The following is a 14011-nucleotide window of genomic DNA, read 5'->3' as shown; positions in this document are numbered from 1 at the left end:
GACAACCTGACTCATTGCCCTACTGGATTCAACTCGCCAAACTTCGGACTCCACCAACCTTTAGCGGTACTAAAAAAAGCCACATCTTTATGCTTTTTATCTTGACGAGATGCAGCAGAACAACGCAGCATAGTTTTGTTTTGTCCGTCTTTGGTGTAGCTATATTCTTCTAGTGGTTTCTTGCAAACTGGACAGGGATATGAGCTTAATTTCGCAGGCGTTTGGGAGTGATTTTCTGGCTTGGTTTCTTGGGTGCGTGGTGGTTGCCAAGACTTGCTGAAGTCACTCCAAAATAGGACTATATTTGCACAGCCACTGGTGCATTTGAGGAAATATTTTTTCTTAACTTTGTTGCTGGGAATTTTAGCGAGAAAATTATTACATTCAGGACAGCGAGTTTTAGAAGTATCATATTTGCGTTCAGCTACTGAATTTTTCGTATTTGAAGGACTTACAGCAACAGTTTTGGCTTTTGCTAAAGCTGGGACGAAGTAATTTTTATTCCAAGTTGTTAAGTATTGCTGCCAGCCTTGTTTACCTTCTGCGATCGCATCGAGGGCGCTTTCCATTTTGGCGGTGAACTCTGCTTCTAGTAAATCTGGCAAAGCTTTCTGTAAAAAATCATCAACTTCTAGCCCTAGCGTTGTCGGTTGCAAATTTCCCTTAGTTAACTGCACATAACCCCGCTTCTTTAAGGTTGCAACTGTGGGAGCGAATGTACTAGGACGACCAATACCTTTACGCTCCATCAGTTGTACTAATTTTGGTTCGCTGTAACGTGGTGGCGGCTGAGTTTGTTTTTTCTCGAAATTGGCATTTTCTAGAGTTAATCCTTGTCCCTGCTGCACAAGCGGTAACACGGAATCTTTGCTGAGGTTATTCCAATAGCGAGCGTAACCGTAAAATTCGATTACTTGGCCTCTAGCTTGCCATAACACCGAATTAGACTGCGTGATAATCTGAGTTTTGCGGAGTTGAGCAGATTTACATTGAGAAGCGATCGCTCTTTTCCAAATCATCACATACAAGTCAAATTCTTCAGGCGGTAATTCTTGACGTAGCTGGACTGATGGACGAAACACATCGGTAGGGCGAATCGCTTCATGAGCTTCTTGGGCTGTTTTGGCGCTGCGATGTTTGGCAAGCTGCTGTGGTACATTCTGCGGATCATGTTCTTCCAACCACTTACGAGCCGCCGCGCAGAACTCAGGACTTAACATTACTGAATCTGTCCGCATGTATGTAATTAACCCAGCTTCATACAGCTTTTGGGCTAAAACCATCGTTTTGTCAGGAGCTAATTTCAGCTTGGAACCGGCGGCTTGTTGCAGCGTGGAAGTAATAAATGGTGGCGGTGGTTGACGATAAACGGTTTTACCTTCAACATGAACGACTTGATGGGGATGCTGACGTGCTTCTTCAACTAAACATATCGCTTCTGCTTCCGAGAGAACCCGCTTTGACTCTGGCGCTTGGATGTTATTACCTGCTGCATCGTCGTGGGTTTCCGTTTCTGGTTCCGGCGCATCGCTGAGAGAATTGGTTGTACCTTTGTAAAAAGCCCGGAATCCCTCAGCGTAGTCTACCCACACACTCCAATAGTCTTGGGGTACAAAGGTGACTATCTCTCGTTCTCGCTGACATATTAGGTGCAAAGTTGCACTTTGAACTCTACCGACACTCTTCGCACCATTATTTAATGCCCAAACTAAGGGACTACCTTTGTAACCAACAAGCTTATCGAGACAGTCGCGGCATAGTCCAGCGCCGACTAAGTTAGAGTCTAGTTTACGAGGATTTGCGATCGCACTTCGTACCGCCGATGCGGTAATTTCACTATAAATAACTCGTTTCGGTTCTCGCAGTCCCAGCACTTCTTTTAAATGCCAAGCAATTGTTTCACCTTCTCGGTCTGGGTCAGTGGCGAGAACAACTTCATCAACTTGCTTACTAACTGCCTTTAGCTGCTGGATAGTTTCTTTAGAGCGTTGGTCACGGGGTACATAGTTGCACTTGACACTACCATCATCAATGACGAAACCCAAAGAATCTTCCCCCGTATCACTCAGTTCGCGGATGTGACCACAACTAGCTCGCACAATCCAATCAGAACCCAAAATCTGACTGAGCTTTTTGACTTTCCCAGGAGATTCAACAACTAGAAGGCGTTTCGGCATAGATGCTTTTGATACTGCAAAGTGCTGAGTGCTGAGTGCTGAGTAATAACTAAGTATTTTCAAGAGTTTCAGACACAAACATAGTCCTAAACTATGCTTCGACTGCTATAACAGAGATTCTAGTTTTTGATATAGTAATACGATTTGATTGCGGAACTATCAATCAGCACGCCTTACTTAAAAAAATGCAATAAAATTAAACTCCTTCTCCCCTCCGCGCCTCTGCGCCTCTGCGTGAAACAAATTCATCTCGTATTTTACTTTCTTATTGAATTAAAATAATCGCCTCTTGAACTTTCGTAGCCAGTGCTTTTTGTAGACCTTGTTCAACTTTTTGAGTGAGTTGTTCAAAAGCTGCTTGATTATTAGTTAATTGTTCTCGAAAGACATTTTCTAATTCTGGTTTGATTTGAATGCACATATCAGCGATTTTCTGATCGTTCATCAAATTAGAACGAATCCAACTAGGGATATCGAAATTTTTCTTGATTGTTTCTTGGACGGTTTTACGATTCAGTTCCATCCCTGCGGCCATGACAGAAGCACCGTAGACTAATGCGATCGGCCAAGTCAAGTGTCCTGTGAGAATCAGGGTAATCAGACTCGCTACAGTACCGCCACCAATGACGACATTGACGATAAACGCCACGGTGTCAGCTAAAATTGCATCGCCAATTCGTAATTCTGGATTAACAAAAGCGGGTTCGATGCTATCTTCAAATCTTAAACTACTTCTGGGTATGTGAAACCTGCGACAGATGGGATCTGTAACTGCGGCTAAGTCTGGTTGAATTTTGTTGTTAAACCAACGAATACATTGATTGTTAATTATCTGCTGGGCAACATTACTTTTTAACCATTGTTCTGCCCGATTTTTCATGGATATTTCTAAATCTGCCAGAGTACGAATTTTGTTTGTTTGCCATTCTTTTACTCCTGGTTTCACGGCTTGTTCAATCAAATTATCGGCTAATGGTTGAGCCAACAATTCAATTAACTCTGGGATATGTCTAGCAATCAATTCTTTGAGTTTTTGGGAATCTAATAGTTGATTAACTTCTTGTTGAAAAGCCGTCGCCCGTAAATCCCATCTTCCGACTCGTGCTAAACCCAGTGCAATGCAGCGTTCCGGTTCAGGATCGGGGCGCAGTTGGGTTGCTGGTTCGGGGAATATTTGCTGACAAATTTGGTGGGTAAATTTCATTCGGGATGCACCACCAGTCATCAGCACTAACTTAGGAACTGTATCAAGTTGTTCTAGTTTGGTTTTGGCTTCGCTGACAGCATCATGAAAAGCTTGAACCCAACTTTTATTTCCTAGTTCGGGTAAAGGTTGATGCAGAATTTCCTCCATCATCAATTTGTTGACTTGGGGAATAAAATAAATCTGTTCATTGATGGACTCAAAACCACGGGCAAAAGATTGTGGGTCGTTATATAACTGTTCATTAGAAAAATAATCTTCTTTGGCTTTACGACAAGCGAGTTCACAACGGGCTTGATGATGAGGATATTCTTGAAATACTTTTTCTAGTAATTGTTTTTGTTCGTGTTTAGCAAGAGTTCTGGCAAAAATTGCTTTATCAATTAAAGATGCGCCTAAAGCATTACTTCCGAAATCTAACGGAATTTCATGTAAGCTTTTTACCAAAGTAAAATCTGTGGTGGAAGAGCCAATATCAACAATCAGCACCGATGCGAGGAGTTTTTCATATTCCAACTTTCCGCCTTCTTTGGCTTGCATGAAAGCTGCGCGGGATTCGGGGATAACGTTGAGGTGGGAAATACCAGCTTCTTGAAGTAGTTTTTGGTATGCTTGGCGATCGCTCATTGACCATCCTGAAGGACAACCAATGTAAAAATAACTACTTTCACCGCCTTCTATTTGTTTGCTTTCTTGCAGTTTGTGATAATAAGTAGCCAGAAAAGTTGAGATTGTTTTCCTGTAATTTGCATCGTGGTTGGGTTTTTGCTTGAATGAGATTGTCAGTTGAGTAACACCAGCTTGAATTAAGGCTTGTTCCCCTACCAAATAACCAAGTTTGGGATGCCAACCTAAAGCAGTAATTTGATTTTTCTTATTATTAATTTCCAACATTTGGGGTGGTTCGATGCTTTCGACTATGGCTTTGGCTACGGCTGTCTCACCATGTCCCAAATCAAAACCAATTGTTTCTGAAATTTTCATACTTTTATTGTCTGCTATTCTCTTGCCTCAGAGTACGCTGGTTCAATCACTCGACCGCGCCGGAGTAAGCGATCGCCTTTTAACAATGCAGGTGTGATGGTAACGTAATCTTTGGTGTCAGGGTCGATACTGGGTTCAAAGTCAAAATATTCTCGCTCATTTTGTGGTGCTTGCTGTTGGTACAGTTGAGCGCGGATTCCTTGAGACATGAGAATTTGCGGGAGGAGTTTTGTTAAAGCGATCGCCATTTGCGGCTGTTCGAGAAATGACGCACCCATCAGCCTTTGCAGAAAATTCAGTAACTCTGGTAATTCTTCTAAGGTGCGATCTTCTTCTAATTTGTTTCCTTCGGCAAACCTAGCCACTGCTATATCAATAGTATTCAGTGCATCAGCTAAGTTATCTAAAAGCAGTTTGCTATCCACCCGCAGCACAGGTTGAGAAGTCTCTAATACTTCCGTGGAGGTAATATTACTTTTATCCAGTTGCAACACAACTTCTAAACCAAGAAGCAGCGAAGTTAGTAAGATACCCATCCAAGCATTGAAGTTAATTTTAGTTAAAGAAAATAAAGCACCTAAAATGCCTACATAAATCAGCGCCTTGAGCAGTTTTAGGATTAATCTTTTGGGGGAAACTTTTGTAGTTAAATTACTAATTGGCTGTTGTTCTGGTGGTACAACTGAAGACTGATTAACTACAGTCAAATTACCGACTGACTGTCGCAGCATCTCCACAAAAAATGATGCTAAACGTACTTGATTTAAATTTAGCTCGCTAATATAAATTCTTTCTAAATTATCGAGTCGATTTTGAACTAGTTTAACGACTTGTTCAACACTAGTTATATTATCAATCTCTATCTGTAGTTGGTTACGTTCTGCGTTAAACAGAGTGCTGATAGTTTTCATTCGTTAATTTGATTACTTGCACCTCAACCTTTATAAATCTAGCTTATAGTGCTTTTTATATATCAGGACTTACGCAAAAGTATGAAGAAACGAACCACAAAGGACACAAAGGACACGAAGTTATAAGAGTGAGAGAGAGTTCTTGCGTAAGTCCTATATATGTTCCTACTCCCTACTCCCCATTCCCTGTCTACACAAATAGATTCGGAAATCAAACCTCCTATATTGATAAAGTAAATCTTAAGTATGATGCGTCAGGCTGAAATCATCAACACACCGTACTTAAGACTTACTAAAAGTGGGGAGTTGTTGTCACTGCTCACTTCTAGTTTTTCACCCGTTGTAGATAATTGGTAGTTGCTGTAAAGACAAGATGTAAAACTTTTATTTAATTAACCAAACCATTGAGAAGGTTCACAACCAGGCTCAACTGTGCTACATAGATGATTGTTAATCCAAGCTGATTTATCTTGCATGATGGCAAAAATGCCTTGATGAATCAAGTTTTGTAAATGTAATTTCTGTTCTAATGGACTACGGGGAAATTTCTGTTCTATAGGAGCATCTTTGATGATATTTTGCAGGGGAAATTCTCTGTCCAACTCCTCATTATAAAAACAGGGAATGCGGCTGATGACAAAATCAATTAATTCTTGACGTAATTCAGGAATCGCAAAGGTTTCTTGATAAGGATAGTAGGCATAAGTATCTAAAACACTTTTGATTTCGCTGACTAACGATTCTCTGGTTAAATTGACTACTGTTCTCATAAGGTTTTATCTCCATTGAAATACGGTTGAGTTTTGTTTTACAGACTCACTGAGGGCTACTAATCTGCCAAAACCGCTTCACGGAACTGGTTTTTATACATTGATTTTAACTTTGATTTCAGTACAAAATCAGGCTTTTGGTTATGGTTTTTAAGTTAAATTTTATACTAGTAAACTCTGGATTTTGTCTATAAACTTCAACCAACTATTACAGTAACAAAGCTGTAGATCCACACTGCCAATTATTTCAAATTTCTACCTTTTTGGGGAAAATCTACACAAAACGCAGCATAAATATTCGGGGATCAATTTTAATTTTTTATTAACAACATTCTGGAGAATGAAATATTGAGGTAATTAAAACTTAATAAGTAATTTACATTACTTATTGATTTATTACCTATTATTTCTAAATTATTTTTTAGCTTGCTCTATGTATTCTAGATAACAAATTTTTGAGTTCAAAATGTAGCAAATCTTGAGAAAAAAGATATGGCTACACAAAGCAACCAGTCTAACGACAGATGTTATGAAAAGGTAAGATTTTTGAAAAAGTTCACATTAGCGAGAGTGACTTGGTTGAGATGATGATTAATTGCAAAGGCGGCAGCCAGTCCAGAAAGCATTGCACCTTCAACGAGATTACCGCCGCACCAATCGCCACAGCACACCAAAGGTAAGGAAGCACTTGCAGATAAAATGTTTTCTGTCCAAGGATGGCTAGAAAAGGCATAACGCCAACGGTGTATTTGTAGCCATTCGGGTGTCTCTAGCCAAGGTAGTGCGAGAGTTTGGGCGGCGTGCTGTAACATTTTCTGCCCTACAGGTTGTAAATCGAGGGACTCTAGATGCAGTTGGGCGAAATTCCCACTACTTTGGACGACAAATACAGGTTGTGGCGGTTGGGGGCGCTTGCTACTATCTAAACCAATCCAGCCCAACACAGAATCATCTGTAAAACTTTGGGCTTGCCAATCTGGTAGGGGTGCGGAATTGGGGTAGCCTGCGATCGCACTAAGACAAGGCGCAAATTCCACCGCCTTTAAGTTATTTAAAAAGTCTGTTCCTAATAAGTTTTCACCCAAGGGGTCTAATAAAATCACAGCTTGGGGTGCAGGAATCGCCACTACAACCGCCTTGGCTGTGATTTCTGCATTGCCAGATTCCAGCGTCAATTGCCAAGTATTTTCGGGGGTTGGGTGAATGGCGATTACCCGTTGATTGAGTAGTATATCCAAACCTGGAGCGAGAAATTTAGCGATCGCACTCATCCCCGCAGGCGCAATATAACGCGGTGGGAGTTCGTCACGATTCCAAACTGTGATAACTTGGCGATCGCACAATAAATCAATAAACTCCTGGAAAAATTCACCTTTGGGTTTGAGATAACAAGTGCCATGATCTGCCCAAGTATCATATAAACGACGTGTGGCCATTCTTCCCCCCAAGCCACGGGATTTCTCCACAACTAATACTGAATATCCCGCTTGCTTTAATTGCTGGGCGCAAACTAACCCTGCCATACCAGCACCAATTACAGCAACGTCTATCATTAGTTAATAGTCCTTTGTGTTAAGTCTTTGGTTATTATTAAACAGAATTCAGGAGTCAGGAGTCAGAATGTAGAGATGTTCTAGGAACCTTACCGTAGAGGATTCTGGCTTCTGAATTCTTGATTCAATGACAAAATACAGATGGCGAGGATAAAAAGACTACTAAAGACCGCCAAAAGCTAATAGTAGAATAAAGTACAGACAAGCTGCACGGAAGGGAGGAAAGGAACATTGGATGAACTCAGGGCGGCCTTAGAACTAGCAACAGATGATGAATTGCAAGATTTAACGGCAATTTTGTTTAGTCGAAAGTTCAATCCCCTAGATTATGTTCAGACACCTGAACCGATCGAAGTTCAAAGTCAGAGCCGCCAAGCTTGGTTAGACTCGTTAGAAGAGCGTTTCCGGTTTTTGGCTGCTGATGGAGTAACAGTGTTGCGGGGACGCACAAACCAAGTAACTTACCGTCAAGCCTTAATTCAAGTTTGTAAATATTTAAAAATTTCTTATTCCAATCATTTAACAACTGTTGATTTAGAAGCAGAAGTATTTTTACATCTGCTGGGGCAAGTGTGGAAAAAACTGCCAGAAAAAGAAAAACAAAAATTGACTGTCAGAGTCCAGCGTCATTTGGTGAAAACAGAACTTAAAGAACCATTACCATTAATGTTGCAGCGTGACCCCTTGGGATTGCTGTTTAAGGGTGGTAGTGCTTTAGCTGTTACTTCTGTCATTCAACCGTTTATTCTCAAACAAATTGCGCGACAATTTGCCTTGCACTTTGCTACTTATCAAGTAGCCAAACAAGCGGCGGTTACAGGTTCAACAGTAGCCAAAACCCAGTTTGAAACTTATGTGGCGATGCAAATGGCGCGGCGGGGTATGACGTTAAGTGCAGCCCGTTATGGCGCAGTTCGCACAGTATTTGCTTTTGTCGGCCCGGCTATGTGGACGTGGTTTTTAGCTGATTTAGGTTGGCGAGCGATCGCTACTAATTATGGTCGCATCATCCCGACTATTTTTGCTCTAGCACAAATTCGTCTTACTCGCACAGAATGTTGGGAGCCAGCTTGAACCTCGCTTTTGATCATCCCAACCCAAAAAGCCAATTTGCTTGGAATACTTTCCAAATCGGGCTATTGATTTTTCCCCTCAGTCCATTTGTTGGGGTGGTGGCGATAATTTTGGCATCTTTATTGACTTGGCTGCAACAATACCGCCAAATTATTCGCCGCCCCATCAATCGGGGCTTTGCGATTTTGACATTATTACTGTTGATTACGTCAGGATTTGCCACTTATAAAGCCGATGCTTTTTTAGGCTTATTTAATTTAGTACCTTACTTTTTAGTATTTGCTGGTTGGGGTAACTTGATTCAGACAGTTGCCCAATTGCGCCAAATAGCCTGGATTTTGGTAATTGGGGCTGTACCAGTGATTGTGATTGGCTTTGGACAGTTGTTTTTAGCTTGGGCGTTAAAATTACAGTTTTTGTGGATTGTTTTAGATTGGGCAGTTGCACCGGGAGGTGAACCACCAGGACGAATGGCGGCTTTATTTATGCACGCCAACTTATTGGCTGCTTATTTAGCGATTATTTTTACTGTCGGGGTAGCTTTGTTACTCGAACAATGGCAATCCAGAAAAAGAAAAAAATCTCTGATTGGCTTGTTGACGCTGATACTGATTGCCAGTTTTGCCGCCTTGATTTTAACCAATTCGCGCAACGGATGGGTGATCGCGATGATTGCCTGTTTAGCCTACGCACTTTATCAAGGTTGGCGCATCTTGGTTGGCAGTGTGGTTGGAGTAATTTCTACTATTTTGTTGGCTGCTTTTGCCCCTTCCCCCATAGCCCAAGTTTTCCGTCGCGTAGTTCCGGCTTTCTTTTGGGCGCGGTTAAACGATGAAATGTATCCCGATAGACCAGTAGCTTTAATGCGAAAAACTCAGTGGGAATTTGCTTGGTCTTTGGCACAACAGCATCCTTGGACTGGTTGGGGTTTACGTAGTTTCTCCGCACTTTATAAAGCCAAAATGAATATTGATTTAGGTCATCCCCATAACTTGTTTTTAATGTTATCTGCGGAAACCGGATTTCCTGCTACTCTGTTATTTTGTGGTTTACTCACTTGGATATTAATTGCAGGTATGCAATTTTTACGGCAATCTAATTCTTTGGTTAAAGCAGATAGGTTATTGTTCTTCAGCTATCTTTTGGTATTCGGGGAGTTGATCTTATTCAATACTGTGGATGTAACTTTATTTGATTTTCGTGTCAATACCCTGTTTTGGTTATTTTTAGCAGCAATTTGCGGACTTGTATTTTACCCAGAGCAAAATCACAAGACCTTGGCAAAAGAGAATTAGATATTCAGAAAATGCGATCGCCTACTCCCCAGCCCCGGTTTGTACAGATAATTTTGGTTCATATATCTGTATCAGCATTTCTGCTCAAAAATAGCATTTTGTTTCTTAACGCTTTTTCCGTGGTTACACTGTCGGCATTCGTATTTCTTAGTTCTTAAAATTACAGTATTCACATTTGTGATTTAGATAATTTCTAGTTATCTAATTAGAAATTATCTAATGTTGCTGATAGTTGGGAAGGTGTAAGGACAACCCTTTTGGGGGTTTCCTACATGACGGGCATCTAATCTTTAGATGCCCTTTTATATGTTTAATTTTTCGGCAGTTAAGCACTATTTTTTATTTCATTCATCAGGGAAATCTACTATATGAAATCACCTAAGAAAAAGGGTGTATTATTTGCATTGGCAATTGCGAATTGGGAATTGGTATTATTTTGGTCATCTGTCATAAGACAAATGACCAATAACAAATGACCCTAAATTAAATTCTTGAACGCACAAATTTCTCTAATCTATCCAAGCCTTTTTCGATTGTGGCTAAATCGGTGGCGTAGGAAAGGCGAATGTTATTATCTGCACCAAAAGCAATTCCGGGAATGACTGCAACTTGATGTTCTTCAATCAATGCGTCGCAAAATTCTAGAGATTTAAGTCCGGTTTTGCTGATGTCGGGGAACAGATAAAAAGCGCCGTCTGGTTTGGGACAATATAAACCGGGAATGGCATTGATTCGCTCTAGCATGACTTGTCGCCGCTTGGTGAAAGCTTGCAACATTTCAGCTACACAGTCTTGAGATTCTTCTAAGGCTGCGATCGCACCATATTGAGCAAAGGTACACACATTAGATGTACTATGCCCTTGAATGGAGTTGGCAGCTTTAATAATCTCGACTGGCCCGGCTAAGTAACCCAAGCGCCAACCTGTCATAGAATAAGCTTTGGCAAACCCATTACTAATAAAGGTGCGCTCAAAAATTTCTTGTCCCAGGGAACCAATGCTGATATGTTCTGCACCGTCGTAGAGAATTTTTTCGTAAATCTCATCGGAGACTACATAGATATCTGCATCAACTATTACCTGTGCCAAAGCTTTTATTTCCTCTGGCGTGTAAACCATCCCCGTCGGGTTGGAGGGGGAGTTGAGGACAAATAACTTGGTTTTGGGGGTGATGGCTTGGCGCAGTTGTTCCGGTGTAATTTTATAGCCTGTGGAAGCATCTGTGTTGACAATCACGGATACGCCACCTGCTAAAGTTACCATTTCGGGATAACTCAGCCAATAGGGAGCCGGAATAATCACCTCATCACCCGGATCGATGAGTGACAATATCAAATTGTACAAAGAATGTTTACCGCCATTGGTGACGATGACATTTTCTGCTTTGTAATCTAAACCGTTATCAGATTTCAGCTTTTGGGCGATCGCTTCCCTTAACTTTGGTTCTCCAGGTGCTGGGCCATACTTGGTTTTACCTTCTGCCAAAGCTTTTGCTGCTGCGGCTTTAATATGTGCTGGGGTGTCAAAATCCGGTTCACCAGCACTAAAACTACAAACATCTATACCTTCTGCCTTCATCGCCTTAGCTTTAGCTGCGATCGCTAAGGTTAAAGAAGGTTTTACCTGACTTACTCTTGCTGCCAGTTTCATTCTTACTTATTCTTTGGCAAATCTCTCACTTATCTTAGGATATCCCAGAAACCCTACCAAGATTTGCCTTTTGGGTAATTCCTTTTCATCTTTATATTTTTTGTTCTACTTTACACCAGAATGTTCAATAATCTCTTAGGGATTTACAAATATCTGTCTCCCCTGTCTCCCTTGTCCTCCTTGTCCCCCCAGTCTCCCTTGATTCCCTTACTGAGAAGCTTGCTTGGCAAACACCATCAAATGCTGTTGGGGTAACAGGTTCTTAGTCTCGCGCCACACTAAACCAACAGCCTGCATTTCTTTCTGCACTTGTTTTTGTGTCATTTTATGCAGGGTTTTAATCATGATGAAGGGATTTTCACCCCGGTATTCTACCAATACGACTCTACCCCCTGGTTTCAGTGCTTTGACAATTCCTTGCATCACTTCGTAAGGATATGCAAATTCGTGGTAAGCATCTACCATTAAAGCCAGATCAATACTTTGTGCTGGCAAATTGGGATTATCAATGGTTGCTAAAATTGGTTCAACATTAGTAATTTTTTTCTTTTGTTTACTATCTTGAATTATCTCTAGCATTTCTGGCTGAATATCTACCGCCAAAACTTTTCCTTGGGGTAATAAAGGTGCAATTAAAAAACTCAGATAACCTGTACCAGCACCAATATCGGCAACTACATCATTGGGTTTTAAATCCAAAGCACTAACTATTTTGCTTGGCTGTTCTTCTAACTCGCGGCTAGGACGTTCTAGCCAACCTGCACCTGTGTGTCCCATAACTTTAGCTATTTCTCGTCCCATATAAAATTTGCCAATTCCATCGGGACTATGATTAACTCTTTGTTCATAAATTTTGCTAGAGTCAACATTTGTAATTTCTGGTTGATTTGCACTCAGCCACCAAGCAATTACAGCAATCAAAATAATTCCCGCAATCGATACAAAACTAAATTTACGGATTTGATTTGGCAATATCAGTTCCAATCTTTTCATAATATGATGCAAATCTTTGATGTAGTATCCAACTGATATTACTACATCCTAGTTTTTTGTAACAATTGCTAGTACAACTTTAGTGCAACAACATTATAAACATTTCTCCCTTGTCTACCTTTTCTACCTTGTCTCTTTCATTCATTTATCAAACAGGACTACTATTGTTAGCCGTGCATAACATTTGGGTACTCTAGACAAATAAATCTCAAGGAGGCGTGACCATGAATCGCATAAAATATAATGCCACAGAAATGTTTGCCAGAATTACTCTTGTTGTGCTGTTAATTTCGGTTGTAGGTGCTATTTTATTTGATTGGTCAGATAATATCAAAAAAGCACTGATAGCATTTTGGATTGTGATGCCACCCTTATGGTTATGGTTTGAGTTTTGTTATTTATACGAACGAGGAATTACGCCATTTGCTAAGGATTTTGAAAAGTATAAATATAGTCAAGAACTTTCAAAGAATCTCTGGTTAGCAATATCAGCAATTCTGTTATTTATCTATTTTGGTAAGTTACCAGGTTTTCAGTAGTTAAATTTAGTTAAAATTTGGTAATAGACGATAAAATTAAGTAAACACTGCTAGATATTGAGGAATTGTCTGGAATGCCTGCCAAAGATGCGTTTCATGAGCTTGTAAGAACAGCCCTTGAAAATGAGGGATGGACAATCACTCACGACCCGTATCATATTGATTTAGGATTTGTAGATTTTTATATTGATTTAGGTGCAGAACGCTTAATTGCAGCAACAAGAAATGACGAGAAAATTGCTGTTGAAATTAAAACTTTCTTATCAGCCTCAACAATCTCGGAATTTCATACTGCGATTGGACAATTTATTAACTATCGCATTGCTTTGGAGGAAGAGGAAGCAGATAGAAGATTATATTTGGCAGTTCCAATAGATATTTACAGGCGGTTTTTCAAATATTCATTTATTCAAACCGTTATTCGCCGTAACCAAATTCCGTTGTTAGTATATAACATCGAAAAGCAGGAGATTGCCCAATGGATAAATTAAATTTGTATCGTCAACTAATTCAGGAATTGTTAATAGAAAGAGCAAAATTGCGTTCTCCAAGTGACCCAATCAAAAGTCAAACAATTTTTGATCGGGATGGTGATCACTATCAACTTGTCAATTTAGGCTGGAAAAATAGCAGTACCCGCATTTATGGTTGTGTGCTGCACGTTGATATTATAGATGGAAAAATTTGGGTTCAACATGATGGAACTGAAGATGCAATTGCAGATCAGTTAGTGGCGAAGGGAGTACCAAAGCAAGATATTGTGTTGGCTTATCACGCGCCTTATGTGCGGAAGTACACAGATTTTGCTGTGGGTTAATGCACATACAGCGTCTTTTGCTTTAGTGCAGTACAGATAGAGGC

Annotated in this window: 12 protein-coding genes; 5 read left to right on the top strand and 7 right to left on the bottom strand. The window is 40.4% G+C overall.

The window, feature by feature from the left end:
• Positions 1 to 11 precede the first annotated feature (11 nt).
• The 5 genes from topA to H6G28_RS21340 form a co-directional block, all read right to left on the bottom strand.
• A complete protein-coding gene (gene topA / locus H6G28_RS21360) occupies positions 12 to 2177 on the bottom strand; it encodes a type I DNA topoisomerase (protein WP_190673930.1) in 2166 nt (721 codons plus the stop codon).
• A gap of 265 nt (positions 2178 to 2442) precedes the next feature.
• Positions 2443 to 4365, bottom strand: a complete 1923-nt coding sequence (locus H6G28_RS21355; RefSeq protein ID WP_190673927.1) for an Hsp70 family protein — start codon at positions 4363 to 4365, stop codon at positions 2443 to 2445.
• Positions 4366 to 4379: 14 nt separating this feature from the next.
• Positions 4380 to 5276, bottom strand: coding sequence for a hypothetical protein (locus H6G28_RS21350; RefSeq protein ID WP_190673924.1), 897 nt, complete (start codon positions 5274 to 5276; stop codon positions 4380 to 4382).
• Between the two features lie 392 nt (positions 5277 to 5668).
• A complete protein-coding gene (locus H6G28_RS21345; RefSeq protein WP_190592703.1) occupies positions 5669 to 6046 on the bottom strand; it encodes a hypothetical protein in 378 nt (125 codons plus the stop codon).
• 527 nt (positions 6047 to 6573) lie between these two features.
• Positions 6574 to 7599, bottom strand: coding sequence for an NAD(P)/FAD-dependent oxidoreductase (locus H6G28_RS21340; RefSeq protein ID WP_190673921.1), 1026 nt, complete (start codon positions 7597 to 7599; stop codon positions 6574 to 6576).
• Between the two features lie 231 nt (positions 7600 to 7830).
• Between H6G28_RS21340 and H6G28_RS21335 the strand changes: the two genes are divergently transcribed.
• Complete coding sequence (locus H6G28_RS21335; RefSeq protein WP_190592705.1) at positions 7831 to 8673, top strand: YaaW family protein; 843 nt, start codon at positions 7831 to 7833, stop codon at positions 8671 to 8673.
• Positions 8655 to 9968, top strand: coding sequence for an O-antigen ligase family protein (locus H6G28_RS21330; protein WP_190673918.1), 1314 nt, complete (start codon positions 8655 to 8657; stop codon positions 9966 to 9968). Before H6G28_RS21335 ends, H6G28_RS21330 begins: the two co-directional genes overlap by 19 nt.
• A gap of 483 nt (positions 9969 to 10451) precedes the next feature.
• On the opposite strand, the gene H6G28_RS21325 is transcribed toward H6G28_RS21330, so the two are convergent.
• The gene (locus H6G28_RS21325) at positions 10452 to 11618 is read right to left on the bottom strand and encodes a pyridoxal phosphate-dependent aminotransferase (RefSeq protein ID WP_190592707.1); all 1167 of its coding nucleotides are present in this window, start codon (positions 11616 to 11618) and stop codon (positions 10452 to 10454) included.
• A gap of 207 nt (positions 11619 to 11825) precedes the next feature.
• Positions 11826 to 12611 (bottom strand): class I SAM-dependent methyltransferase, encoded by a 786-nt coding sequence (locus H6G28_RS21320; protein WP_190673915.1) that lies wholly within the window; start codon positions 12609 to 12611, stop codon positions 11826 to 11828.
• A gap of 224 nt (positions 12612 to 12835) precedes the next feature.
• Between H6G28_RS21320 and H6G28_RS21315 the strand changes: the two genes are divergently transcribed.
• The 3 genes from H6G28_RS21315 (at position 12836) to H6G28_RS21305 (ending at position 13967) form a co-directional block, all read left to right on the top strand.
• Positions 12836 to 13150, top strand: a complete 315-nt coding sequence (locus tag H6G28_RS21315; RefSeq protein ID WP_190673911.1) for a hypothetical protein — start codon at positions 12836 to 12838, stop codon at positions 13148 to 13150.
• 74 nt (positions 13151 to 13224) lie between these two features.
• The gene (locus tag H6G28_RS21310; protein ID WP_190673908.1) at positions 13225 to 13641 is read left to right on the top strand and encodes a XisH family protein; all 417 of its coding nucleotides are present in this window, start codon (positions 13225 to 13227) and stop codon (positions 13639 to 13641) included.
• Complete coding sequence (locus tag H6G28_RS21305; protein WP_190673905.1) at positions 13629 to 13967, top strand: XisI protein; 339 nt, start codon at positions 13629 to 13631, stop codon at positions 13965 to 13967. The genes H6G28_RS21310 and H6G28_RS21305 overlap by 13 nt, the downstream gene beginning before the upstream one ends.
• Positions 13968 to 14011: the final 44 nt, after the last annotated feature.

The organism is Nostoc sp. FACHB-190, assembly GCF_014696905.1.
Lineage (GTDB): Bacteria > Cyanobacteriota > Cyanobacteriia > Cyanobacteriales > Nostocaceae > Nostoc_B.
The sequence above is the reverse complement of the archived record's forward strand: the minus strand, read 5'-3'. Positions and strand labels throughout refer to the sequence as shown.